Here is a 25,455-nt window from a genome sequence, read left to right as displayed (position 1 = left end):
ATCCTACTGGCGCCCCTCATCGGGGCCCACCCTGGCCTGCTCTATTCCCTAAACTTAGAGCTCTCAATTGCGAACGTAACCATGCAAGAATCCCCGAACTTTGAAATTGGCGGTATCGCAGTGGCCAAGGGGGAATCCCGCCATATAGACCTGCCTGTAGTCAGCCTCTACACCAATACAGAAATGGCCATACCCGTTTATGTACAGCGCGGTAAACGGGAGGGCCCCACGATTTTTGTCTGTGCGGCCGTGCACGGCGATGAACTAAACGGCATCGAAATCATCAGCCGTTTGATTCAGAGCCGCAGTCTAAAATCCCTTCGCGGTAACCTGATTGCCGTACCTATGGTCAATGTCTACGGTGTGCTCCAGCACACCCGCTACCTACCCGATCGCCGCGACCTCAATCGCAGCTTTCCCGGTTCAGCCAAAGGCTCCCTGGCTGCGCGAATGGCCCATGTGTTTCTACGTGAGATAGTGGCCAAATGCGATTACGGCATTGATCTGCATACCGGGGCCGCCCACCGCAGTAACCTTCCCCAGGTACGCGCCAATCTCGACGACGATGTGACCCGTGCCATGGCCAAGGCTTTCGGTGTACCGGTATTGCTGAATGCATCGATTCGCGATGGCTCCCTACGCCAGGCGGCCGCAGATCGGGGAGTGAGAATCCTCCTCTATGAGGCAGGAGAAGCCCTGCGCTTTGATGAATTGTGCATTCGCGCTGGCCTGAAAGGAGTGACTAACGTTCTCAGACATCTGGGTATGCTCCCGGTAAGGCGCAGACGCAGCTTAATAGAACCCTTTATCGCTCGTAGCAGCGGCTGGCTAAGAGCCGGCGACAGCGGCATAGCCACCCACCTTAAAGCGCTTGGTGATCAAGTGTACGAAGGTGACCTGCTCGCCACTGTTGCCGACCCCTTTGGCAATGAACTAGACCAGGTACGCAGTAATGGCGAGGGAATCATAATCGGCAAGCAGAACATCCCACTGGTGCAGGAGGGAGAGGCGATGTATCACATCGCCTATTTCCACGAACCCCAGGAGGTAGTTGAAAACCTCGAGTTATTGCAGGACAGCCTACTACCGGATGAGAACTTCTAGAGGCGCCCTACTGTTTCTGAAGCAACTCCAATACCTCTTTACTGGGAAAGCCCTTCTCCTCCACACCGGCGCTCTTCTCGAAAGCCTTTATCGCTTTTCGGGTTCCCGGACCAGCTTTACCATCAATCTCACCACTGTAGAAACCCTTCTGCTTCAGCAGTTTTTGCAACTGTTCAACTTGACTGCCGTCGAGGGGAGTAAATGGGCGGTTCCAGTCTTTCACCAGCGGTGCGCCGCCGCCAATACGATCCGAAAGTAAACCAATGGCTATAGCATAACGATCGGAGTTGTTATAACGCTTGAGTACAAAGAAATTCTTAAATACTAGAAAAGCCGGACCATTGCGCCCATCAGGCAGCTTCAGCTCCGCCACCGCTTTCTTACTTGGAAAGGGCTCACCATTGGCGCGCTTGACTCCGAGCTTTTCCCACTCCGCAACTGTCAATTTGCCGCCCGGCATTTTCTTGGCGGGAATGGTGACCTCATAGCCCCAGGGCTTACCTTTCTGCCAGCCATTACTGGAAAGTAAATTAGCAGCGGTAGCCAGTGCATCCGGCACCGAATTCCAAATATCACGCTTGCCGTCGCCGTCGATGTCTACGGCATAAGCTTGGTAGCTGGTGGGGATAAACTGCGTGTGCCCCATAGCTCCTGCCCAAGATCCAAGCAGGTGTTGACCTTCAACATCACCGGCCTGCAGGATTTTCAGTGCTGCCAACAACTGCTGTCGACCAAACTTCTTGCGCTGGGGATCTGCATAGGCCAGGGTTGCGAGAGAGCGGATTACACTGCGCATTACCGTCTCATTGCCAAGAATGCCTCCGAAGCTCGATTCCACCGACCAGATTGCCAGTAGGATATTGGGGTCCACACCGAAGCGCTTCTCGATTTTATCGAGCCAGGGCTGCATCTTCTCTTTTTCCCGCTTGCCCCGCTCGATAGCGCGCTTTTGCACACGGTTGTCGAAGTACTGCCACACCGGCGCCTTGAATTCCGGCTGGTAACTGGCTCTATCCAGCACCCACTGGTCAGGAGAGGTAATGCCTTTAAAGGCCTGGTCGTAAACCTGAGGGGAAATCCCACTCTTAATGGCCGTTTGGCGGAACTCCTTTACCCACTTTTCAAAAGCTGGGTCCGGCTTATCGGCTGCCTGAGCCTGTAGAGTGAATAACGTCAAACAGAGGGTAAGAACATAGAGCAGTGCGGGGAACCGTTGCAATTTGGGCATGGGAGTACCTTTGACACGACATTTCGCTCGCACAAGGTTAGAACGAGCCTCTCTCTTCCGGAAGGCGGATTTCTCCAATGGTGTCATCCGCTTGATCCGTCATTAATGGGGACAGTGGAGTCGAAAGGAAGTTCTGGTGATGGCGAGGCCCTGTGACCAGGGCCACAAAATCAGGGAATGACGTAAAAGAGTACGGCGAAGAAATGCAAAATACCGCCAGCCAGCACAAATAGGTGCCAGATAGCGTGGTGAAAACGCAGGCTGCGCCACAAATAAAAGGCAATACCGCCGGTATAACAGAGGCCCCCCAGCACCAACAGCCATAGACCACCGGTCTCAAGACTATTCGCCAGGGGCTTGATTGCAGCGATAACCACCCAGCCCATCAGGGCGCTGAGGGTGATCGACAGTGCACGGATCTTTTTCAAGGGAGTGAACTGGATAATCAGGCCCAGCAGTGCCAAGCCCCAGATAATGCCAAACAACCACCAACCCCAGGGCCCGCGTAGGGTCACTAGGGTAAAGGGCGTATAGGTGCCGGCAATCAGCAGAAAAATTGAGGAGTGATCCAGAGTTCGCAATATCGCCTTGGCGCCTATATGGCTGACGGCGTGATAAAGAGTCGAGGCGAGGAAACAAAGAATCAGGGTAGAGGCATAGACACTGGAGCTGACGATATGCCAGGCATCCCCACGCAGTGCCGCGAAACCAGTGAGAACACCCAAACCAGCAATAGCCAGAACGGCTCCGATACCGTGGGTTACGCTATTGGCAATCTCTTCAGCAAAGCTATAGCGGCTGGCAACGGAAACGGAAGAGGTCATAAATTGGCCCGATTGAATTCTGGTAGCGAGTGGCTTCAAAACCACTCGACCGATAACTTGAATCAGGTCTAATGATCAAAGGCCTCACTAAAAATAGCAAGGCCAGGGTTTGACCGTAGATTCACAAGCAGGCTTTAGAGGCTTATACGCTCGCGTTATGGATTCCCATTTCACAAAGAGCGGAAGAGGCGCGAACAATCGTCTCGTTGCGGTCGGGACCTGTAGAAACAATATCTACCGGCGCACCCACCAGCTCTTCGATACGGGCGATATAGGCCTTGGCATTGGCCGGCAGGTCTGCCTCACGACGCACACCGAAGGTATTCTCTGTCCAGCCAGGCATGCTTTCGTATACAGGCTCTACCCCTTCCCAACCGGCGGCGTCGAAAGGTACCGGTACTTCTTCTCCGGCACTGTTGCGGTAACCGACACAGATCTTCACTTCCTCGAGACCATCGAGTACATCCAGCTTGGTCAGGCACAAGCCGGAGATACTGTTAATGCGAATAGCATGACGTACGGCAACGGCATCGAACCAGCCGGTGCGACGCTGGCGCCCGGTGGTGGCACCGAATTCATGTCCCTTCTCACCCAGGTGACGCCCTACTTCACAGTCGAGTTCGGTGGGGAAAGGGCCACTACCAACGCGGGTGGTGTAGGCCTTGGTGATACCCAGTACGTAATCCAGGTAGAGGGGACCAAAACCAGAACCAGTGGCGGTGCCGCCAGCAGTGGTATTGGAGGAGGTCACAAACGGATAGGTACCGTGGTCAATATCCAGCAGGGAACCCTGGGCCCCCTCGAATAGGATGTGCTCACCCTGTTCGCGGGCCTTATGCAGCTGGTCGGCCACATCGATGATCATCGGCACCAGTTGCTCACGCCAGATCTTGGCCTGCTCGAGAGTGTCCTCGTAGCTCACCGGATCGACTTTGTAGTATTCGGTCAGAGCAAAGTTGTGGTAATCGATCAGCTCCTTGAGCTGATTGCAGAAGTTCTCCCAGTTACACAGGTCACCGAGGCGCAGACCGCGGCGGGCAACTTTGTCTTCATAGGCGGGACCGATACCGCGACCGGTGGTACCGATTGCTTTGGCACCGCGCGCCTTTTCACGGGCCTGATCCAGTGCCACATGCACCGGCAGAATCAAGGGACAGGCTGGGGACAGACGCAGGCGCTTGCGCACTGGAACACCGCGCTCTTCCAACTCAGACATTTCCTTGAGTAATGCTTCCGGTGACAGCACCACACCATTGCCGATCAGGCAAGTCACGCTGGGGCGCAGGATACCGGAGGGGATCAGGTGCAGTACGGTTTTCTCACCGTCGATCACCAGGGTATGGCCGGCGTTGTGTCCGCCCTGAAAGCGCACCACCAGGGAGACCTGTTCTGTCAGCAAATCGACAATTTTACCCTTGCCTTCATCGCCCCACTGGGTACCCAGCACTACTACATTCTTGCCCATCTGTATCAATCTCTAACTCAGGTTTCGTTCTGCAGGAGCCCGAGAGGCCCCTACATCAATGAATCTTGCGGGGTTCACCGCACCAATATAGGCACATTATTGGCACATCCGCTGCGCCCGCCTTTGTTCAATCCCGGGGCTTAACCACCCAGGAGTCGCCCTCGAATACCAGCTCGCGATCACAGCGCGAATGAAGATCGCTCTCTGCACTATCGGAAAGAGTGGCAATGACCACCTCTCCCCGCTCGCGCAGCTCATCAATTGCGCGCCACAGCCCGGCGCCCTGGGGACCACTTACCTCCGGCGCGAGTATGGCGCCCTCAGCGGGTATCGCGCTGGTACCCAGCGTGTTGAGAGCCACTAAATCACTACTAAAGCCCGTTGCCGGGCGGTCCCGGCCAAATACTGCACCGATACCGTTGTAGCGGCCACCATTGGCGAGTGCTTGCCCGTGGCCCGGTGTGTAAGCGGCGAATACCAAGCCGGTTTCATAGTCGTATCCACGCACTTCACTCAAATCGAAGAACAGGGTCACCGCCGGGTAGCGCTGCCCCAGAGCCTCGGCGACCTGCTGCAGATCAGACAAAGCATCCAACAGAGCCTGCGGCGCTCCCGCCAACTGAGTGGCGGCTCGTTCCAGGCAGTCGAGCCCGCCGGCAAGACTGGGGAGAGCTTGCAGCCAGCCCGATACCTGTGAATCACTAATATTCTCAGACACCCAGCTGTAAACATCGGCACTGGCCTTGTTCTGCAGCAGCGCGGAAAGTTCTTCACGCTCACTGTCACCGAGCCCGGCTGCCTCGGCGAGACTTCGGTAAATCGCTACGTGGCCGAGGTCCAAATAAATATCTTCTACCCCGGCAACCTGCAGGCTCTCCAGCATCAGGGAGATCACTTCGATATCTCCGCTGAGGCTGTCCACGCCAAACAATTCCGCACCTATCTGGATCGGCGCACGCGAGCCCATCGCGGTACGTGGCCGGGTGTGCAGGACCTGGCCCGCGTAGCAAAGGCGGTTAGCCCCCGCACGAGGAAAACTATGCGCATCGATACGCGCTGTCTGCGGGGTAATATCGGCGCGAATACCGAGTGTGCGGCCGGAAATCTGGTCTGTGACCTTGAAGGTGCTCAGGTCGAGATCACGCCCCATACCAACCAACAGGGACTCGGTGAATTCCAACATTGGCGGTATCACCAACTCGTACCCCCAGCAATGGTAGAGGTCCAACAGTCGGCGGCGCAGGGTTTCAACTTGAACAGCTCCCGCGGGCAAAATCTCCGCGATGCCATCCGGCAGCATCCAACGATCGGCTTGAGTCATGGTGAAACGGACTTTTCAGAGTTAATGAGGCGCGTCGGCTTCCACAAAAAAACCGGGCGAGGCCCGGTTTGCGTGATTTTAGCACCAACTGCCGGCAGGAAGGTAGGGCTGTCGCAAGGACAGCCACGACCTCGGGCAAACAGCTGGGGGTTAGGGATAATCCGCTGCCATTTGCCCCGCAAGTTGGTTTATTGCCCTTTAGGGTCCTTCAGATAGCGGAAAAACTCACTATCCGGATCCACCAGCAACATATCGGATTTGCTGCGGAAAGATTCCCTATAAGCCTGCAGGCTGCGCGTGAAGCGGTAGAACTCGGGGTTCTTGGTATAGGCTGCGGCATAAATCGATGCCGCCTCCGCATCCCCAGCACCACGCAGTTCTTCGGCCTGGCGGTAGGCCTCGGACTCAATCACCACCTTTTGACGATCGGCATTGGCTTTGATCCGCTCACTGGCCTCCTGCCCTTTGGCGCGGTGATCCCTTGCCTCCAGCTCACGGCCTGCACGCATACGCTGGAACACGGACTCGGAGACTTCTGGTGGCAGGTCGATGCGCTTGACGCGTACATCGATCACCTCCACACCCAAGTCGCCCTGAGCAACCCTATTCAGGTTTTTGGTAATCTCCGCCATCAGCTCATCGCGCTCACCACTGACTACCTCATGCAGGTCACGCACACCGAACTGGTTACGCAGCTGATCGTTGATCCGCTCAGACAGTAGACGCACCGCATTGCGCTCATCGCCACGGGTAGCGATGTAGAACTTACTCACATCGGAGATACGGTATTTAGCGTACGAGTCCACCATCATGAACTTGTTTTCGCTATTGAGCATACGCACCGGGCTTGAATCCACAGTTTGGATACGAGCATCAAACTTGCGCAGCTTCTCCGCAAACGGAATCTTGAAGTAGAGACCCGGCTCGGTATAGGTGCGCACCAGCTCACCAAAGCGCAGCAACACGGCCTTTTCCGTTTCCTTCACCACGAAGGCGCTGGAGGAAACCAACAGGACGACAAGCAGCAGTGCAACAATAATTCCCAAAGATTTGTTGTTCATTCCATCACCTCCTAGCGAACAGTCTGGCTGCGGCGGCTGCTGGCGGCATCCTGGCGCAGGCGTTCGACGATACGCTGGTAGACCTCTTCGATTACGATCGGGGAGGTGTCTTTGCGTTGGACAGCCTGGGATGTGCTCTCCTGCGTCAGCTTATCCAGCGGTAGGTACATCATGTTGTTGCCACCCTCGACATCAACCATCACCTTGGAGGTGTTAGACATCACATCCTGCACCGCATCCAGGTATAGGCGTTCGCGGGTCACTTCCGGCGCGCGCTCGTATTCGGACAGCAGTTTCTCGAAGCGCACCGCCTCACCGCGGGCACTCTCTACAACGCGTGCCTTGTAGCCCTCGGCCTCTTCGATAATTCGCTGTGCCTGACCGCGGGCAACCGGAATCACTTGGTTGGCGTAGGCCTGGGCTTCATTTTGCAGACGCACCTCATCCTCGCGAGCCTTGGTTACATCGTCAAAGGCATCCTGCACTTCGCGGGGCGCCTTGGCGTCAGTCAAGTTCACCACATCAATGCGGATACCCGTTTGGTACAAATCCAGGTACTCCTGCAGGCGCTGTTGGGTGTCGGTGGATACCTGGGTCCGGTTTTGCGAAATCACACCGTTCAGAGTGAGAGAGCCCACTACGTGGCGCAGGGCACTGTCAGTGGCCTCCTGTAGACTCTTCACAGGTTCGCGTACACGCAGTACAAAAGACTCCGCATCACTTACCTGCCATTGCACGGTCAATACCACTTCAACGATATTGGCATCTTCGGTCAGCATCTGTCCGGTGGTGCGCTCGGTACGCACCTCAGTCATATTGACCTTGGTTACACTGTCTATCAACGGTGGATTCCAGTGCAGGCCGGCCGATTCGGTCGAGTGGTATTTACCAAGGCGTAAAACCACCGCCTGTTCGTTGGCGTTGACCTGATAAATACCGAGTCCCGCATAAATTAATACCGCGATAACAATCACCAGCATCCATGGGAACTTACCCGTTCCGGTGCTTGGGCTACCGCCAAACAATCCGCCGAGTTTCTGCTGGACTTTGCGGAACAGCTCGTCGAGATCCGGTGGGCCATCGTTATTGCGGTTACCACCGCCGCCACCCCAAGGGTCTTTGCCGTTGTTACCACCCGGTTCATTCCAGGCCATCTAAATTACTCCAACTCTGATCATTTAAGCTTTGACTCCGGCGGATTCTAGCATTCCCCGCCGGCAAAATATTGCCGCCAGACCTCTGCTGAAGGCAAGTTTGTCGCAATTGGGGCCGCATCGACCACACGAAAATGTGCTGGCGCTAGTGTTCTTGCGCCTCATTATCATCGGGAAGTGCCTCTTTTGGCAGCCACTCCGGCTCTTCACCACCATCTGTAAATGGGGCCAGTAAACGCTGGAAATCACTACGCGGAAGCAACAACTGCAATTCGCAATCACCATTATCCCGATAGTGTTCGCTCTGCACCGCATTGATCTGGTAGAGCTGTGCGCGCAGGCGGGATTGCTGTGGTTTTACCACCAGCAGCCCCTGTACCATCTGCTCTCCCAGGCGCTCTGCAATCGCCTCCACCAGCAGGCCACAACCAGCACCGGTCACCGCTGAGAGCCAAACCGCACGCGGTACCCCCTCTTCATCGCGGTCAATGCGGGGCTCACTGTCGGCGAGCAGGTCGATTTTGTTGTACACCAGCAGCTGCGGGATATCCGCAGCACCAATTTCTTCCAGTACGGTCTGAACCTCTTCCATCAGGTGCAGACGATCTTCTGCGGCGGCATCCACCACATGTAGAAGCAGCGTTGCCTGCGCAGCCTCTTCCAGGGTCGCGCGGAACGCCTCCACCAGTTTGTGTGGCAGGTGCGAAACAAAACCTACCGTATCAGCAAGGATCATGGCGCCGACATTGGGTAATTCAACCCTTCGCATAGTAGGGTCTAAGGTTGCAAACAGTTGATCGCGCACATACACGTCGGCATCAGTGAGCCTGTTAAACAGAGTCGACTTGCCGGCGTTCGTGTAACCCACCAGGGAAACCGTAGCCACTTCGGCACGGGAGCGCGCACGCCGGCCCTGCTCTCGCTGGCGGCGAACTTTTTCCAGGCGCTTCTCAATGGAATCGATACGCGCACGCAATAAACGCCGATCCGTTTCCAGCTGGGTCTCGCCCGGTCCGCGTAAACCGATACCGCCTTTCTGCCGTTCCAGATGGGTCCATCCTCGCACCAGGCGGGTGGTCATATGGCGCAATTGCGCCAGCTCCACCTGTAACTTACCTTCATGGGTGCGCGCACGCTGGGCGAAGATATCCAGAATCAGGCCGGTGCGATCCAGCACCCGGCACTTGAGTTCACGCTCAATATTGCGCTCTTGGCTGGGTGAGAGGGTGTGATCAAAGATCACTAGCTCAGCACCCTGCTCTTTCACTTCCTGGCGAATCTCTTCCAGCTTACCTCGACCAACAAAGGTTTTAGGATCTGGAGTGGCACGTTGTCCAAAAATAAAACTGACCGGATCGGCTCCGGCAGAGAGGGCCAGCTCCTCAAATTCGCGAGGGTCATCGGGGCTGTCTATAGCGGAGAGCTCAAGGTGTACCAGTACTGCCAGTTCACCAGATTCCGGTCGATCGAAAAACAATGGGAAATCTCTATATGAGGAAATGGGCGCCTATCTGGCTCCCTAGATTGAAATGGCAGCCGCAAGTCCAACTCCGGATTCACTCGGCTGCTTGCGCCCCGGTAACGGGGCGCGAGTCTCGTTAAGCGCAACTCAATCAGCTGAAAGATTCACGCTCACCGCCTTCACCATTGCCCTCGCCACCATGCTGTGCGGCTGGGTTCAACAGGGGGACGCGCACTGCGCGGGACGGTACAACAGTGGAAATAGCGTGCTTGTAAACCATTTGGCTGACGGTATTTTTCAGCAACACCACAAACTGGTCGAAAGATTCAATTTGCCCTTGGAGCTTGATGCCGTTAACCAGATAGATAGAAACCGGGATACGCTCTTTGCGCAATACGTTGAGGTAAGGGTCTTGTAAGCTGTGCCCTTTTGACATCTTTTTTCTCCTTGTCAAAAAGCTGAATGCGGTATGCAGGCCGCAATCGTATCCGCGAAGTGCGCGGATCAAAAAACGACTGAGGTCGAATACGCGTAATAAGTAGTGTAGTTGCGAGCCGGAAAAGGCCGACCCTGTGAAAACTGACTGACTGAGCTTGTCGTTTTATAGCCCAACCACGTTATGGATGCTCAAGCGAGAAATTTCAAGGCTTCGGCCAATATTTCATCATTCTCACGCACCCTACCCTCGCTGTCCTGAGTGTACAAAATTTCCAACTCGGGCCAGCGCCGCAACCACGTCAGCTGTCGCTTGGCCAACTGGCGGGTGGCGGCAATTCCCGCAGCAACCATCTCATCATAATCGCAGTGCCCTTCCAGATACTGCCACACTTGACGATAGCCCACCGCACGAATCGCCGGTAGATCCTCATGCAGATCGCCACGATCAAATAAACCGCGCACTTCCTGCACAAACCCAGCTTCGAGCATCCGCTTAAAGCGCAGTTCGATACGCCGATGTAGCAGCGACCTGTCCCGGGGGATAATCGCCAACTGAGTCAAGTGGTAGCGTTCCTGTACCCCACCACCAGATTGTTCTCGACGCAACTGGGAAAGAGGGATACCGGTAATCCGATGAACCTCCAGTCCCCGCTCGATCCGCACCGAGTGATTGGGGTGCAATTCTGCCGCCAACTGTGGATCGACCTGTGCCAGCTCCGCGTGTAGCGCGGGCCAGCCCTCGCGTTCGGCACGCGCTTCAATCTCGGCGCGCAGCTTCAGGTCGGCCTCTGGCAACTTTGCCATTCCTTCCAGGAGAGCACGGAAATACAACATAGTTCCGCCAACCAGTAAAGGGATCTTACCGGCTGCGCTGATTTCGTCCATAGCTTCGAGAGCATCTTTGCGAAATCGGCCGGCAGAAAAAGACTCGCTGGGATCACAGATATCGATCAAGCGATGGGGATAGCGGGCCAGCTCCTCCGCGCTGGGCTTGGCCGAGCCCACGTCGAGACCCCGATAAACGAGAGCCGAATCCACACTAATTAATTCCACCGGCAGGCGATCGGCCAAAGCCATGGCCAAATCCGTCTTGCCAGATGCCGTGGGACCCATCAAAAAAATTGCGCGGGGTTTATCGTCCAGAGTGCGCTCGCTCAAATCACCACCTACTTCCAAAACGCGATTATTGACCGCGCATAAACCACTTATCCATATCCGCCAGTTTAACCTGGGTCCAGGTCGGACGGCCGTGATTGCACTGGCCGCTGCGCTCAGTGCGTTCCATATCCCGCAGCAGCGCGTTCATTTCCGGAATCGTCAAGCGGCGGTTGGCACGTACAGAACCGTGACAGGCCATGGTGGCGAGCACTTCGTTGATTTGCTCGCCTATACGCTCGCTGTCACCCTGCCCAAGTAAATCTGACAATACATCGCGCACCAGTTGCTCCACCTGAGCACCGTGCAACATGGTCGGCACCTGCCGTACCAATAAAGTTTCCGGGCCTGCTCGCTGTAGCACGAAACCGAGAGCCGTAAACACTTCGCTGCGCTCCTCGAAGCAATCCGCCTCGCGCTGGCTGACCGCCAGGCTCACTGGTACCAGCAATGGCTGTGCCTGAATACCGCCCGCAGCATGGGCCACTTTCATCTGTTCATAGACAATACGCTCGTGGGCGGCATGCATGTCCACCACGATCATGCCCTGCTCGTTCTGCGCGAGGATATATATGCCATGCAGCTGAGCGATGGCAAAACCCAACGGCGGAACATCTTCTCCATTAACACTCTCGTTAATCGTGGGTGCCTGCGCAGCCATTGGTGCAACAGGAGCGCCAGCCGGAGGCGCATCTGGAGAAGGTACCGCAGGCTCAGCAACAACCGCCGGCTCCCGATAGGGTTGATGCAAGGCACCGTAGGCATTCATTTGCTGCTGTAAGCTCGCCGGTGAGGGGCGATTGGAGAGCGGCATTTTTTGTTGGCCGGAAAACTCTCCTGCCTGAATACCACTGACTCTTTCAGCAGCACCATTTTCTTGCCCATCAGCCTCTTCAGCTTGCTCATCTTTCTGCCCTGGGCGCACATCCGCCAGAGCCCGATGCAAACTGCCAAACAAAAAGTCGTGTACCAAGCGACCATCGCGGAAACGCACCTCGTGCTTGGTTGGGTGTACATTTACATCTACCGATGCCGGGTCCAGCTCCAGATAGAGCACAAACGCCGGATGGCGGCCGTGATAGAGCACATCGGCAAAGGCACGGCGCACCGCATGACTCACCACCTTATCGCGGATAGCACGCCCATTGACGTAAAAGAATTGCAGATCGGCCTGGGAGCGGGAGAAAGCCGGCTCGGCCACCCAACCCCATAGGCGCAAACCACTGCGCTCCACATCGATATGCAGGGCGTTCTGCATAAACGCCGGACCGCATACCTGCGCCACGCGGCGCTCCATCTCCACACGGCCGCTGCCGGCGCGCAGGTTGTGCACGCCCTTGCCGTTGTGGCGCAGAGTGATAGACACATCGAAGCGGGACAGCGCAAGGCGCTTGATGGTGTCGTCGATACGGTTAAATTCAGTCTTCTCGGTGCGCAGAAATTTACGCCTTGCCGGCGTATTGAAAAATAGATCACGCACATCCACAGTGGTACCGCGGGGGTGGGCCGCAGGCGCCAGCTGCGCCTGCATATCACGGCCCTCGGCACTCACTTGCCAGCCCTTGCCGCTCTCATTGCGGCTACTGATCAGATTCAATCGCGCGACAGAGGAAATACTGGCCAGGGCCTCACCACGGAAACCCAGGGTGGCCACCGCTTCCAGATCTTCCAGCACATGGATTTTCGATGTGGCATGACGCGCCAACGCCATGGGCAAATCCTCTTTCTCGATACCCTTGCCGTTATCCCGCACTTTCATGCGCTTGATACCGCCATTATCGATATCCACTTCCAGCCGCGTGGCGCCAGCATCCAAACTGTTTTCCAGCAGCTCCTTGATTACAGAGGCGGGGCGTTCGACCACCTCACCGGCAGCGATCTGGTTGGCGAGACGCGGAGATAATTGCTGGATACGTTCGTGCATAACTCTGTCTTGTTAACGCTAATTTGAAGGGCCGATAAGGCGGTAACTTTGCGGCTAACCCGAGGGGATACTCAGAGTCTGCCCCACGCGGATCACTGAGTTTTTAATACCGTTGGCTTTCTTCAGGGAGGCCACGGAAATCCGGTAACGCGCGGCAATTCCGGACAGTGTCTCACCGCGGCTAATCACATGGCGACGCGACTTGGCAGGCTTATTGGTTGCCAACCAGGTACCCGCCGGAGGGTTAGCGCGGAAGTAAGCCACTATACCCTCACTGAGCTTTTCTGCCATACGCTGCTGAAACTTGGGATCACTCAATCGCCGTGACTCGTAGGGGTTAGTGATAAAGCCTGTTTCCACCAAAATTGAAGGTACATCCGGGTTGCGCAACTCCGAAAAATTCGCCTGCTCCACTTTCTTTTTGTGCAAGTGTGTAAAGCTGGCCAGTGAATTCAGTACACTGGCGCCAATATCCAGGCTGGCATTCATGGTGGCGGTCATCGACAAATCCAGTAATACCCCGGCCAGGGTGTCATCCTTGTCATCCAGGCTCAAGTCACCGGCACCGCCTATCAGATCGGATTCATTTTCCCGCTGGGCCAGGAAACGTGCAGTCTCACTGGTAGCGCCACGCGAGGAAACGGCATAGACACCGGCACCGCGGGCCTCCTTGCGGGTAAAGGCATCGGCGTGAATCGAAATGTACAGATCCGCGCGCATTTTGCGCCCCTTCTTCACCCTCTGACGCAGGGGAATAAAGTAATCGCCGGTTCTGACCAATTTTGCGCTGAAACCCCGCTCACGATCGAGTTCTTTGTGTAGTTTTCGCGCAATAGCCAGCACCACATCCTTCTCGCGCAGACCTCTGGGACCCAGTGCACCCGGGTCCTCACCGCCGTGACCAGCATTCACGGCAATAACGATGTCGCGTTCAGTGCTTACCTGCTGCAGGGTCTTCTCTTGATTTTCCACTTTGTCGTAAAGATCAAGCACCAGGCGATCCGGTAGTAATTCATGACTGCGCAGGGAAAAACTGCGCGGATTGATCTGCTGCTTCAGATCGAGGACAACGCGCAGGTCTTTCTTGTTGTGGCGGGCGTGGCGTACTTGGGCGATGGGAGTACCCTTCAGGTCCAGAGTATCTAACTGCGCCTTCAATTGGGTATCGGCAATATCCACCACAACACGGTGCGGCCCGCTCAAGGTGAACAACTTGTGCTCCGCCGGGCCGCTCAAGTCGAAGACCAGGCGCGTGTGGTCCGGCGCCCGCCACAGGCGCACGCCCTCCACTTCAGCCGCCATCAGCGGCAGTGCAATTACCAGCCCAGTTACCAGGGCCACCAGCGAGCGCCACATCCTACTCATTACTTCCCAACCCTTTCACTTATTGTTTTTACACATCCCTGAATCCAGGCCAATTGCTATTTATTTAGCATCTTTGCCAGAGTATCGAGTACCGCTTCTCCCTGTTTGGAATGGGTATTCAACAGCAGCTGGCGGCCGCTATCCGGTACTTGCAGAGTCAACTCCAAGTCCGGTTCAGGTAAAACGCCAGCGCCTCGTTCCGGCCATTCCACCAGGCTCAGGCTATGCGTGGCGAAATAGTCCCGCACCCCCATAAACTCCAACTCCTCGGCATCTCCCAGGCGATAGAGGTCGAAGTGATATACTCGCTGGGGGCCGAGTTCGTAGGGCTCCACCAGGGTATAGGTAGGACTTTTCACCGCGCCCTGGTGCCCGAAGGCACTCAACACTCCGCGACAAAAGGTGGTCTTGCCAGCGCCCAGCTGGCCATTCAGGTACAGGGTGAGCCCCTGCTGTAGGCCACTGGCCAAGCAGGCGCGGCCCAGCGCTTCGCCGCCGGCCACCGTTGCCTCTTCGTCCGCTAAATGCAATTTCAGTTCACTCACTATCAGTCCACCAACCGTCGAATCCAGGGCAATAAATCTGTAGCCAACAAACCGCGCTGACCATCCTCCGTGGCGCGGTTACCCGCTTCGCCATGCAGCCAAACTGCCAGGCGCGCTGCATCTACCAAAGGCAGGTGCTGACCGATCAAGGCCGCCACTATTCCGGTGAGCAGGTCACCCATGCCTCCCGAGGCCATACCCGGATTGCCGCTGTTGATCAGATCGACACCGCCTTCGTGGGCAATCAGGGTGCCGGCGCCTTTTAGTATCACCACACCACTGAATTTCTGCTGAACTGCCACCGCCGCCGCGCGGGGGTCCGCCAGTACCTCGGCGGTATCGCAGCCGAGCAGGCGCGCCGCCTCGCCGACATGGGGCGTCAGCACCCAATCATCGCGTTTTACACCAGCGAGTACCCGCCCAGCGGCGAGGATATTCAGTGCATCCGCATCCACCACCAGCGGCACCTGAGCGCGGCCGGCGCGGGCCAACAGCTGTTCGCTCCAGGGAGAGCGGCCAAGTCCCGGGCCCACTGCGATGACATCGGGCCCCTCTAAAAGTGGTTCCAGTTCCTGGCCAGAAATAACCGGATGAGCCATGACCTCGGGGCAACGGGTCAAAGCGGCAGTTAAGTGTTCCGGGCGGGTTGCCAGGGAGATCAGACCAGCACCACTGCGTGCAGAGGACTGCGCCGCCATCAGCGCTGCGCCACCGAAACCGCTGTCGCCACCGACTATCAAAATATGGCCAAACATATTTTTGTAGCTGTCCGCAGCACGCTCGGGCAGGCGTTTCAGGCTGGAGCGCTCAAACCGTTGCGCCAGGGGCTCTACTGCTTGATAAACCGGTGCGGGGGCACCCAGATCGGCAAAGATCACCTCGCCACAAAGCGCCGGGCCACGTCCACAGTAGAGGCCCAGCTTGCGACCGATAAAGGTCACGGTCATATTGGCTTGAACGGCCAGATCGGCGCTGCCACTATCGGCACTCAAACCCGAGGGAATATCCACGGAAAAAACCGGACCGGGACTCTTGCAAATTCGCTCAATGGCATGAGCAACATCCTGACGCAATTCACCGCTAAACCCTGTCCCCAGCAGTGCATCCACGATCAGGGTGTTACCATCGGCACTGTCCAGCTCGGTCATGGATGTCAGCACCTGAACGCCTTCGCGAACGGCGTAGGCATGGGCCTCGCGGGCATCGCCCTTCAAGAGTTCGGGGTCGCTACAGGCAAACACCGTCACCGGTATCTTCTTCTGCGCAGCCAGAGCCGCAATCACATAGCCATCACCGCCGTTGTTGCCACCGCCACAAAATACCTGGATGCGGCCGATATCCGCCCAGCGGGCGCGCAAATGGGTGAAAGCAGCGCGGGCCGCGCGCTTCATCAGCTGTATCGAAGGAATTTCCAGCGCGGCGATTGTTTGTCGGTCGAGTTCCCGTACCGATTCGGCACTGTACAAAGGTTGTGGCGTATCCATGCGGCTCCCGCAATGTGGTGAAGATGTCATCTGTGGCAAAATGGGCGATTGTATCGCTGCCACTTGCACTGACAGCAAAGTATACCGCCCCGGCCAGTCATTGTGCTTGCATGGGATATCGAGCCGCTTTATCTATGACCGAATCACTGCTCGCCGAATTAGCCGACCTGATCAAACTCTGGGGACGGGAGCTGGGCTTCCAGCAGGTTGGTATCACCGACTGCCAGCTGGAGGAGGACGGTGAGCGCCTGCGCGCTTGGATCGATAAGGGCTACCACGCGGATATGGAGTGGATGGGCGCCCACGGGGAAAAGCGCTGGCGCCCGGCACTACTGGAAGAGGGAACCGTGCGCGCCATCAGTGTGCGCCTGGACTACCTGCCACCGGATACCCAGCCGATCAAAGTGCTCAAGGATTCCAGTAAGGCCTATGTCTCACGTTACGCCAATGGTCGCGACTACCACAAGCTGATTCGCAAGCGCCTGGCCAGCCTGGCCAAGAAGATCGATGCCTTCTGTGCCGAACAGGGTATCGATTCCAAGGGTCGCGCCTTTACCGACAGCGCACCGGTAATGGAACGCGCTCTGGCGCGCAAGGCCGGCCTCGGCTGGGTCGGCAAGAACTGTCTGCTGATCAATTCCAAAGCTGGCTCTTTTTTCTTCCTCGGCGAGATCTATACCAATCTGCCCTTGCCTGTCGATGCCGGAGATTTTGCCGACGAGTGCGGCGATTGCGTGGCCTGCCTTAAAGTCTGCCCAACCGATGCCTTTATCGGCCCGCGCACCTTAGATGCCGGGCGCTGTATCTCTTACCTAACCATCGAAAACAAGGGGCCGATTCCGGAGGAATTCCGCGAGCCCATCGGCAATCGGGTTTTCGGCTGCGACGATTGCCAGACAATCTGCCCCTGGAACAAGTTCGCCAAACCCACCGCAGAGCAGGACTTCCACCCGCGCCACGGCCTCGACAATGGCGAGCTGCTAGCGCTGTTCAACTGGAGCAAGGAGGAGTTTTTGCGCAAGACCGAGGGCTCGCCAATCCGCCGTATCGGCTACGAGCGCTGGCAGCGCAACCTGGCGGTGGCGCTCGGCAACGGCGCGGCCAGCAAGGAGGTATTCGAAAGCCTGGAACAATCGCGGCAAACGGCCACGCCTCTGGTGCTGGAGCATATCGATTGGGCCCTGGCGCGGCTGCGCAGTGGACGCAAACGCAAACGCAAGATCAAACGCGTAACCTGAGCCCCTTATCGAGGCACAGAAAAGAGTCGGGGCAGCAGAAAAGAGGCTCTAATCGGCCGAGTGCTCCGCTAAGTCGGAAGCTTAACTGAGGCGAAAGAAGGTCTCGCGGTAGTGGCGCAACTCTTCGATGGAATCGCGAATGTCGTCTAGAGCCAAGTGGCTGCTGTGTTTTTTCACCCCATCCAACACATCCGGACGCCAGCGCCTGGCCAACTCTTTCACCGAGCTCACATCCAGATTGCGGTAATGGAAATAAGATTCCAGCTGCGGCATATATTTGACCAAGAAGCGACGGTCCTGGCCGATAGAGTTACCGCACATGGGCGAGGCACCCTCCGGCACCCAGTGGCGTAGGAACTCCAGGGTCTCTCGCTCCGCTTCCCGCTCGGATATATTCGATTCCTTTACTTTTGCCACCAAACCAGAACCGCCGTGTTGCTCGGTATTCCAGTCATCCATGGCATCCAGCAGGGCTTTGCTCTGGTGAATCACCATCGCCGGGCCTTCGGCGAGCACATTCAGCCGCGAATCGGTCACAATGGTGGCGATTTCGATAATGCGCTCTTTTTCCGGATCGAGGCCGGTCATCTCCAGATCTATCCAGATCAGGTTGTTCTGATCCACAGCGGGTCTCCTCAAACTTTCCGCGCAAGTTACCGCAACTACCCGTCAATGGCTATAATCCGCCGCTAATCTCCAGGTGCCAGTGCATGAGTAAACGCAAATTAAACCGCCGCCAACAGTGGCGCGTCGCCAAGATTCAGCAGGAACGCGAAGCCCGTGCGCGCAAGCGCGAAGAGTCCGCAGAGCAGGCCCTGGACGACGGTCAGCTGGGCCAGGAACAGACCGGTCTGGTCATCGCCAATTATGGCACCCAAATTTTGGTAGAAAGTGAGAGCGATGCCTCCCTGCGCCAGCGCTGCCACATGCGTGCCAATATCGACACCCTGGTGACCGGCGACCGCGTCGCCTGGCGTCCCGCCACTAGTGATAGCGATGGCGGCTATGGAGTTGTGGGTGCGCGGTTGCCGCGCAACTCAGAGCTGCAGCGCCCTGATCGCTACGGCGACCTGAAAACCGTAGCAGCCAATATCGACCGCATTGTGATTGTTATAGCCCCCTACCCGGAGCCCTTCGCTAATGCCATCGACCGCTACCTGGTCGCCGCAGAGACCACCGGTATAGCGCCAATCCTGCTGCTGAACAAGATCGACCTGATCGACGATGGCAACCGCCAGGCACTGGATACCCTACTGGCCCCCTACCCCGACCTCGGCTACCCAGTACTGCACCTTTCCACTAAAACCGGCGAGGGCCTGCCACAACTACTCGAGACCCTGGCCAAGGGCAGCAGCGTCTTTGTCGGGCAGTCCGGCGTGGGTAAATCTTCACTGGTCAACGCCCTGCTACCGAGTGCCGGCGCCCGTACCGGCGCCCTGTCCGAGGCAACCCTGAAGGGCACCCACACCACCACCGCAGCGGAACTGTTTCACCTGCCCAGCGGAGGCGATCTGATAGACTCTCCCGGCATCCGCGAGTTTGGCCTCTGGCATATGGAGGAGGCCGCGCTACTGGAGGGGTTTGTGGAATTCCGCCCCTTTATCGGCCACTGCCGCTTTCGCGACTGCAACCATCAGGGCGAACCCGGCTGTGCCATTCACGAGGCACTGGCCAACGGCGACATCAGTGAGCGCCGTATGAACAGTTTTTTACACCTGCGCAACAGCCTGGAATCGGAGAATAAATTTTGAACCTGATTATTGAGGCGGAAGAGCTCGCCGCCGAGCTGGAGCATGAAGAGCTATTGGTTGTCGACCTCAGCTCCCTGCAAAATTACTTGAACGGACACATCCCCGGCGCCCTGCACCTACCATTTCAGGCACTGATGGCGGGTACTGCCCCTGCGCCGGGTAAACTCCCCAGCTCCGAGCAGCTGACCCGAGTTTTTCGCGCTATTGGCCTGCGCCCGGAAACCCATGTAGTGGCCTGTGATGATGAAGGCGGCGGCTGGGCCGGACGCCTCCTGTGGACCCTGGAGAGTATTGGCCACCGCAATTACAGCTACTTAAACGGTGGTATGCACGCTTGGCGCGGTGCCGGGTTACCACTGACCACTGAAGAACCACAGGTTACCCCAAGCGATATCGAAGTCTCGATCGATACCGATGCTGCCATGAGTGCCCGGGAAATCCAGGAGCATCTTGGCAACCCCGACTTCCTCGTTTGGGATGCCCGTTCCCCCCAGGAGTACAGTGGAGAAAGGGTCTTGGCTACCAAGGGCGGTCATATTCCCGGCGCAATCAACTGCGAGTGGACCCAGCTGATGGACCCTCAGCGCGACCTACGTATCCGCACCGATGCGCGCGAGCTACTCGCCAAGCTCGGCATCAATGAAAAACATAAAATCGTCACCCACTGCCAAAGTCATCACCGCTCTGGTTTTACCTGGTTGGTGGGTAAGTCCCTGGGTTTTGATATTCGCGCCTACCCAGGCTCCTGGAGTGAGTGGGGCAACCTGCCAAATACGCCCGTCGAACAGTAAGTATTACCGGAAAACGTTGTACCCGTATGAATCCAAAACTCTTTACCACCCTGCAATACCTAACTCCGCAACACGCTCTTTCCCGCGCTGCGGGCTGGCTGGCGAACACCGAGATCAAGTCGATCAAAGACCCTTTCACCCGCTGGTTTGTCGAAAAGTACGGTGTCGATATGCAGGAGGCCAAAGAGACCGATTGCACCGCTTATCGCACCTTCAACGACTTTTTTACCCGCGAACTCAAAGAGGGCGCACGCCCGATTGTCAGTAGCGAGGGTAGCCTGGCCTGTCCCGCAGATGGCGCCATCAGTCAGCTCGGTGCTATCCACAATGGCCGCGTGTTCCAGGCCAAGGGGCACGACTACAGCTTGCTGGAATTGGTGGGTGGTGATCCGGAATTGGCGGCCCAGTTTGACGATGGCCACTTCGCCACCGTGTACCTGTCACCCAAGGATTACCACCGGGTACATATGCCTATCGACGGCACCCTGCGCAGCATGACTTATGTGCCGGGCCAGTTGTTCTCGGTCAACACCGTAACCGCCGAAAACGTACCGCGCCTGTTCGCCCGCAACGAGCGCCTGGTGTGTGTATTCAATACTGAAGCCGGACCCATGGCCATGATTTTGGTTGGTGCCATGATCGTTGCCGGAATCGAGACTGTTTGGGCCGGCCAGGTGGCGCCCCATACTCGCGATGTGCGCACCACCAACTATCTGGAGAATGCACCGATTCACCTGCGAAAAGGCGAGGAGATGGGGCGCTTTAAATTGGGCTCCACAGTCATCATGTTGTTTGGAGCGGATCAAGTGCGCTGGCTGGACAGCCTTGAGGCGGAAACCCCTGTGCGTATGGGTGAGTATTTCGGCAGCATGATAGCTGACGCCGGCTAATTCTTCGGGAGAGCGGTAAGTTACGCCGCTCTCAAGGCTTCCCCCGAAAATAAACTATCTCGCCAGGCGCGAGAAAAAGCGGGACAGCTGCCCACCACTATTGAAAAGGTAATCGTCCCGCACCGCCGAGGTATTCACCTCCGGATAAGCCCCTGGCTCTATATCCCGCACTATGCTGATCTTTTCCTCCGGGCGCATCTTGCCACGCTCAATCAGCTTTTCTGCGCGATCCTCGGCAGCCGCCAGGTCAAACAGGCGCGGTTTACTCAGCTGGCGCTTGTGCGCATCCAGCACAATCATCACCTTGGGGCGCAAACGCCGGTCATAGGTCTGCTCCACCACTACACCCACTTCGCCACTGGAGAGCTCTACCTGGGTACCGGTGGGGTAGAGTCCTATCGCCTGAATAAATTCGACGACCAGCTGTTCTTGGTAGGCGATGCCACGCAGGTCATAGAGTTCGGCCACGGCCTTTGAAGGCGCTATGGGCTGGCTGGCGCCGCGGGGGTTCGTCGCTTCATCATAAAAAGTAACGATGCCGCACATGCGCGCCAATACGGGAATCTTGTCACCGCGCAAGCCACCGGGATAACCACCGCCGTCGTGGCGTTCGCGATGACCGCGCACAATATCAATCACCTGGGGGTCGACCTGGGCGTCTGCCGATAGCATCTGCACGCTGTGCTGCACAAATTTACGATACTCCAGCTCGCTGCGCGGGTCGCGCTTAGGCATCTGCAGCACTTCTGCGGGAATCGATAACTTGCCCACATCCTTTAACAGGGTGGCCACCCCCAGCTGCACCAACTCATGTCGCGCCAAGCCGATATGTCGGCCAAACAGCACCGCCCAAATACTGGCGCGTACCGAGTGACTGTAAGTATGTTCATCCCTGTCTCGCACTCGCGCCAACCAGGCGAAAGCATCCGGGCTGCGCAGCACACTCTCAACCAGATCCTCTACCACCCGGTTCATCTGTGGCACCGGCAGTGGTCGATTGCTCGCTACCAACCCCATAACTTCACCCATACCGCGCAATATCTGGCCGTGCAACTTGCGCGCATTACCTGCCTCGCGCTGGGCGGGCTGAGGGGGGGGGTAAGTCTTGTGAGAGACCGCAACGGGGCGGCAGGGAATGGTGACGCGCACGGCGGCTCGGCCATGCCCTTTAGCACTTGCACCACTAGCGCCGATCAAACGGCGCAAGGTAACACCGGCACTGCCTACGGTCTTGTGCACATCGACATAAACAAAACGGCAGTACTTCTGTAGTTGGCGAATCTCCTCCAAATCGCGGATATAAAAGCCCTGCAGGGCAAATGGAGTCTGTGTCCAGGGTTTGTCTAGCCTGGACACAAACATGCCGCGCTGGAGATCACCGACGGAAATTTTTGCCTGTTCGAGTGCCACTTGGGGAGGTACCGACCACTGTAGTAAATGCTTGGAGACCGCCCTCAGCAAGGGCCCCGTTTCTAAATCCGGGCCCCCTCGGGCAAGCGCACATTTATATCACGGACAGATATTGGCGAGCACCCATACAAAGTGAGACTGTATTCACAGACTCAGACACTAGTTGCCACAGTTAGGCGTGATATTTTGCGGAAAGCTCTACCACTGCCTCGATCATGGCGCCGGCATGGGCCGGATCTACTTTCGGAGTAATACCGTGGCCAAGGTTGAAAACATGGCCACTACCCTGGCCGTAGGACTGCAGCACAGCTTCCACTTCTTGGCGGATGCGTTCCGGATTGGCGTAGAGTACGGAAGGATCCAGATTACCCTGCAGGGCAACGCGATCCCCAACACGGGCACGGGCACTGCCGATATCAGTGGTCCAATCGAGCCCGAGAGCATCAGCACCGGTATCCGCCATCGCCTCCAACCACTGACCACCCCCTTTGGTGAACAGAATAGCGGGCACCCGGCGACCATCGGCTTCTTTAATCAGACCGCTGAGAATACGCTGCATATATTGCAGGGAGAACTCGCGGTAGGCGCTGTGACTCAAGGCGCCGCCCCAGGTATCAAAAATTTGTACCGCCTGGGCACCGGCGCGAATCTGTGCATTCAGGTAGTCGGTCACCGAATCGGCGAGTACGGTCAGTAGCTGGTGCATCAGCTCGGGGCGGTTGTAGAGCATTTCTTTGCTGCGAGCAAAGTCCTTGCTGGAGCCACCCTCAATCATATAGGTGGCCAGGGTCCAGGGGCTGCCAGAGAAGCCGATCAGCGGCACGCGACCATTTAGCTCGCGGCGAATGGTGGACACAGCATTCATCACATAGTCCAGATCCCGTTCGCTGTTCACCACTTCCAATGCCTCGATATCAGCGGCAGTGCGCAGCGGCTTATGGAATTTGGGCCCCTCGCCCTCGGCAAAATAGAGCCCAAGGCCCATAGCATCTGGGATGGTGAGGATATCGGAGAATAAAATCGCCGCATCGAGTGGGTAGCGTTCCAACGGCTGCAGAGTGACCTCGCACGCCAATTCGGTATTACGGCATAGATCCATAAAACTACCAGCCTCGGCGCGGCTGGCGCGGTACTCGGGTAGGTAGCGACCCGCCTGGCGCATCATCCACACTGGTGTTCGATCCACGGGCTGGCGCAACAAGGCGCGGAGAAAGCGGTCGTTTTTCAATTCGGACGGTTTGGTATCAGACATAGGTACACCGAGCGGGCTAAAAAAACGGCCATTGTACAGGGGGCGGGGCCACTAGATACAGCTTGGCAACAATATCATCCAGGCAGGTTGAGGGCTGGTGCCGCTCTACAAAGATATAAAAATGGGAGGCTTAAAGCCTCCCATCCGCAACCGGGAAAATCAGATATCCAGATAATCGAGAATACCCTCACCGGCCTGGCGCCCTTCCCAAATAGCTGTTACCACCAGGTCGGAACCGCGTACCATATCGCCACCGGCAAAGACCTTCTCGTTGGAGGTCTGAAACTTGTATTTCTGTTCTTCCGGGGCAACGACACCACCCCAGTCCGCTACTTCAATGCTGTGCTCGGCAAACCATTCCGCCGGGCTTGGGCGGAAACCGAAGGCGACCAGCACGATATCTGCCGGGATGACTTCCTCGGAACCGGGCACTACCTGCGGACGGCGACGCCCGTTTTCATCGGGCTCACCCAACTCGGTAGTGACTACTTTCACTCCAGAGACCCTGCCGTCGCCGACAATTTCTACTGGCTGGCGGTTAAACAGGAACTGCACCCCTTCTTCTCTGGCATTGACCACTTCGCGGCGGGAGCCTGGCATATTTTCCTCATCGCGACGATAGGCACAGGTCACGCTCTTGGCCCCCAGTCGAATAGAGCTGCGGTTACAGTCCATGGCGGTATCACCGCCACCAAGCACCACTACGCGCTTGCCCTCCACCGAGACAAATTCCGCAGGGTCCTTCTCCCAACCCATATTGCGATTGACGTTGGCCACTAAGAACGGCAAAGCGTCGTGCACGCCGGGCAGGTCCTCACCAGGGAAGCCGCCCTTCATGTAGTTGTAAGTGCCCATCCCCAGGAATACGGCATCATAGTCATTGAGCAACTGCTTGAAACTGATGTCCTTGCCCACCTCGGTGTTGAGGCAGAACTCCACCCCCATCTCAACAAACACCTCGCGGCGCTTTTCCATCACCGATTTTTCCAACTTGAATTCCGGAATACCGAAAGTGATCAGGCCGCCGATCTCCGGATGCTTGTCGAAGACCACCGGCTGTACGCCGTTGCGTATCAGGATATCGGCGCAGCCCAGTCCGGCTGGGCCCGCGCCCACAATCGCGACTTTTTTACCTGTCTTTTCCACATGGCTGAGATCCGGACGCCAACCCAGGGCAAAGGCGGTATCAGTGATGTACTTTTCAGCATTGCCGATGGTCACAGCGCCGAAACCGTCGTTGAGGGTGCAGGCGCCTTCGCACAGGCGGTCCTGGGGACAAACGCGCCCGCAAACTTCCGGCAGGGTGTTGGTCTCGTGGCAGAGTTCCGCCGCCTCGATCACATTCCCCTCGCTGATCAATTTCAACCAGTTGGGAATATAGTTGTGCACCGGGCACTTCCACTCACAGTAGGGGTTGCCGCAATCCAGGCAGCGGTGTGCCTGGCTCGCTACCTGGTTTTCACTGGATGGCTGGTAAATCTCCACAAATTCACTGGTGCGCGCGATGATATCTTTCTTCGGCGGATCTATACGGGCCACGTCGATAAACTGGAAATCGTTGTTCAGTCTGTCTTTCATACTGTCTCTCCACCC

General features: G+C 57.0%; 22 protein-coding genes. 5 read left to right on the top strand and 17 right to left on the bottom strand.

All coding sequences use genetic code 11. The features are described 5' to 3' along the window. Window positions 1-81 precede the first annotated feature (81 nt). Complete coding sequence (locus ACJJI0_RS16725) at window positions 82-1,104, top strand: succinylglutamate desuccinylase/aspartoacylase family protein (RefSeq protein WP_444883468.1); 1,023 nt, start codon at window positions 82-84, stop codon at window positions 1,102-1,104. A gap of 7 nt (window positions 1,105-1,111) precedes the next feature. Here the strand turns inward: ACJJI0_RS16725 and ACJJI0_RS16720 are convergent, their stop codons facing one another. From ACJJI0_RS16720 to ACJJI0_RS16660, 13 genes are all read right to left on the bottom strand, one after another. Continuing rightward, complete coding sequence (locus ACJJI0_RS16720) at window positions 1,112-2,332, bottom strand: lytic murein transglycosylase (protein WP_444883467.1); 1,221 nt, start codon at window positions 2,330-2,332, stop codon at window positions 1,112-1,114. 170 nt (window positions 2,333-2,502) lie between these two features. Beyond that, complete coding sequence (trhA, locus tag ACJJI0_RS16715; protein ID WP_252084211.1) at window positions 2,503-3,156, bottom strand: PAQR family membrane homeostasis protein TrhA; 654 nt, start codon at window positions 3,154-3,156, stop codon at window positions 2,503-2,505. A 142-nt stretch (window positions 3,157-3,298) separates the two neighbouring features. Continuing rightward, window positions 3,299-4,621 (bottom strand): adenylosuccinate synthase, encoded by a 1,323-nt coding sequence (locus tag ACJJI0_RS16710; RefSeq protein ID WP_252084210.1) that lies wholly within the window; start codon window positions 4,619-4,621, stop codon window positions 3,299-3,301. A 127-nt stretch (window positions 4,622-4,748) separates the two neighbouring features. After that, complete coding sequence (locus tag ACJJI0_RS16705) at window positions 4,749-5,942, bottom strand: ATP phosphoribosyltransferase regulatory subunit (RefSeq protein ID WP_444883466.1); 1,194 nt, start codon at window positions 5,940-5,942, stop codon at window positions 4,749-4,751. A gap of 188 nt (window positions 5,943-6,130) precedes the next feature. Continuing rightward, entirely contained in the window at window positions 6,131-7,003 is an 873-nt protein-coding gene (gene hflC, locus ACJJI0_RS16700) for a protease modulator HflC (protein ID WP_444883465.1), read from the bottom strand. A gap of 11 nt (window positions 7,004-7,014) precedes the next feature. Further along, the gene (gene hflK / locus ACJJI0_RS16695) at window positions 7,015-8,157 is read right to left on the bottom strand and encodes an FtsH protease activity modulator HflK (RefSeq protein ID WP_252084207.1); all 1,143 of its coding nucleotides are present in this window, start codon (window positions 8,155-8,157) and stop codon (window positions 7,015-7,017) included. 145 nt (window positions 8,158-8,302) lie between these two features. Next, a complete protein-coding gene (hflX, locus tag ACJJI0_RS16690) occupies window positions 8,303-9,634 on the bottom strand; it encodes a ribosome rescue GTPase HflX (RefSeq protein WP_444883464.1) in 1,332 nt (443 codons plus the stop codon). Window positions 9,635-9,770: 136 nt separating this feature from the next. Beyond that, on the bottom strand, window positions 9,771-10,055 hold the full coding sequence (gene hfq / locus ACJJI0_RS16685; RefSeq protein WP_020413623.1) for an RNA chaperone Hfq: 285 nt from the start codon (window positions 10,053-10,055) through the stop codon (window positions 9,771-9,773). Between the two features lie 191 nt (window positions 10,056-10,246). Beyond that, the gene (gene miaA / locus ACJJI0_RS16680) at window positions 10,247-11,170 is read right to left on the bottom strand and encodes a tRNA (adenosine(37)-N6)-dimethylallyltransferase MiaA (protein WP_444885943.1); all 924 of its coding nucleotides are present in this window, start codon (window positions 11,168-11,170) and stop codon (window positions 10,247-10,249) included. Window positions 11,171-11,240: 70 nt separating this feature from the next. Then, entirely contained in the window at window positions 11,241-13,136 is a 1,896-nt protein-coding gene (gene mutL, locus ACJJI0_RS16675; RefSeq protein ID WP_444883463.1) for a DNA mismatch repair endonuclease MutL, read from the bottom strand. Between the two features lie 54 nt (window positions 13,137-13,190). Next, complete coding sequence (locus ACJJI0_RS16670; protein ID WP_444883462.1) at window positions 13,191-14,501, bottom strand: N-acetylmuramoyl-L-alanine amidase; 1,311 nt, start codon at window positions 14,499-14,501, stop codon at window positions 13,191-13,193. 56 nt (window positions 14,502-14,557) lie between these two features. After that, on the bottom strand, window positions 14,558-15,046 hold the full coding sequence (tsaE, locus tag ACJJI0_RS16665; protein ID WP_252084203.1) for a tRNA (adenosine(37)-N6)-threonylcarbamoyltransferase complex ATPase subunit type 1 TsaE: 489 nt from the start codon (window positions 15,044-15,046) through the stop codon (window positions 14,558-14,560). Between the two features lie 2 nt (window positions 15,047-15,048). After that, window positions 15,049-16,530 carry an NAD(P)H-hydrate dehydratase gene (locus tag ACJJI0_RS16660; protein WP_444883461.1) on the bottom strand — a complete coding sequence of 494 codons (1,482 nt, stop codon included), beginning with the start codon at window positions 16,528-16,530 and terminating at the stop codon, window positions 15,049-15,051. 134 nt (window positions 16,531-16,664) lie between these two features. Between ACJJI0_RS16660 and queG the strand changes: the two genes are divergently transcribed. Next, window positions 16,665-17,768 (top strand): tRNA epoxyqueuosine(34) reductase QueG, encoded by a 1,104-nt coding sequence (gene queG / locus ACJJI0_RS16655; RefSeq protein ID WP_444883460.1) that lies wholly within the window; start codon window positions 16,665-16,667, stop codon window positions 17,766-17,768. An 81-nt stretch (window positions 17,769-17,849) separates the two neighbouring features. On the opposite strand, the gene orn is transcribed toward queG, so the two are convergent. Continuing rightward, a complete protein-coding gene (orn, locus tag ACJJI0_RS16650) occupies window positions 17,850-18,392 on the bottom strand; it encodes an oligoribonuclease (protein WP_444883459.1) in 543 nt (180 codons plus the stop codon). Between the two features lie 86 nt (window positions 18,393-18,478). On the opposite strand from orn, the gene rsgA reads away from it, so the two are divergent. Genes rsgA through asd form a run of 3 tightly spaced genes read left to right on the top strand, consistent with a single transcriptional unit; the run spans window position 18,479 to window position 21,200 of the window. Beyond that, entirely contained in the window at window positions 18,479-19,519 is a 1,041-nt protein-coding gene (gene rsgA, locus ACJJI0_RS16645; protein WP_444883458.1) for a small ribosomal subunit biogenesis GTPase RsgA, read from the top strand. After that, a complete protein-coding gene (locus ACJJI0_RS16640; protein ID WP_444883457.1) occupies window positions 19,516-20,310 on the top strand; it encodes a sulfurtransferase in 795 nt (264 codons plus the stop codon). The genes rsgA and ACJJI0_RS16640 overlap by 4 nt, the downstream gene beginning before the upstream one ends. Window positions 20,311-20,336: 26 nt before the next feature. After that, window positions 20,337-21,200: an archaetidylserine decarboxylase gene (gene asd, locus ACJJI0_RS16635; RefSeq protein ID WP_444883456.1), complete on the top strand. Its 864-nt coding sequence runs from the start codon at window positions 20,337-20,339 to the stop codon at window positions 21,198-21,200. Window positions 21,201-21,254: 54 nt separating this feature from the next. Here asd and ACJJI0_RS16630 read toward each other — a convergent pair whose 3' ends face one another. The 3 genes from ACJJI0_RS16630 to ACJJI0_RS16620 form a co-directional block, all read right to left on the bottom strand. Next, a complete protein-coding gene (locus ACJJI0_RS16630; protein WP_444883455.1) occupies window positions 21,255-22,610 on the bottom strand; it encodes a cyclic di-GMP phosphodiesterase in 1,356 nt (451 codons plus the stop codon). Between the two features lie 172 nt (window positions 22,611-22,782). After that, window positions 22,783-23,862, bottom strand: a complete 1,080-nt coding sequence (gene hemE / locus ACJJI0_RS16625) for a uroporphyrinogen decarboxylase (RefSeq protein WP_444883454.1) — start codon at window positions 23,860-23,862, stop codon at window positions 22,783-22,785. Between the two features lie 159 nt (window positions 23,863-24,021). After that, a complete protein-coding gene (locus ACJJI0_RS16620) occupies window positions 24,022-25,440 on the bottom strand; it encodes a glutamate synthase small subunit GltD family protein (RefSeq protein WP_444883453.1) in 1,419 nt (472 codons plus the stop codon). Between the last annotated feature and the right edge of the window lie 15 nt (window positions 25,441-25,455).

Source organism: Microbulbifer mixtoriginis (SeqCode) (assembly GCF_052466695.1).
The sequence above is the reverse complement of the archived record's forward strand: the minus strand, read 5'-3'. Positions and strand labels throughout refer to the sequence as shown.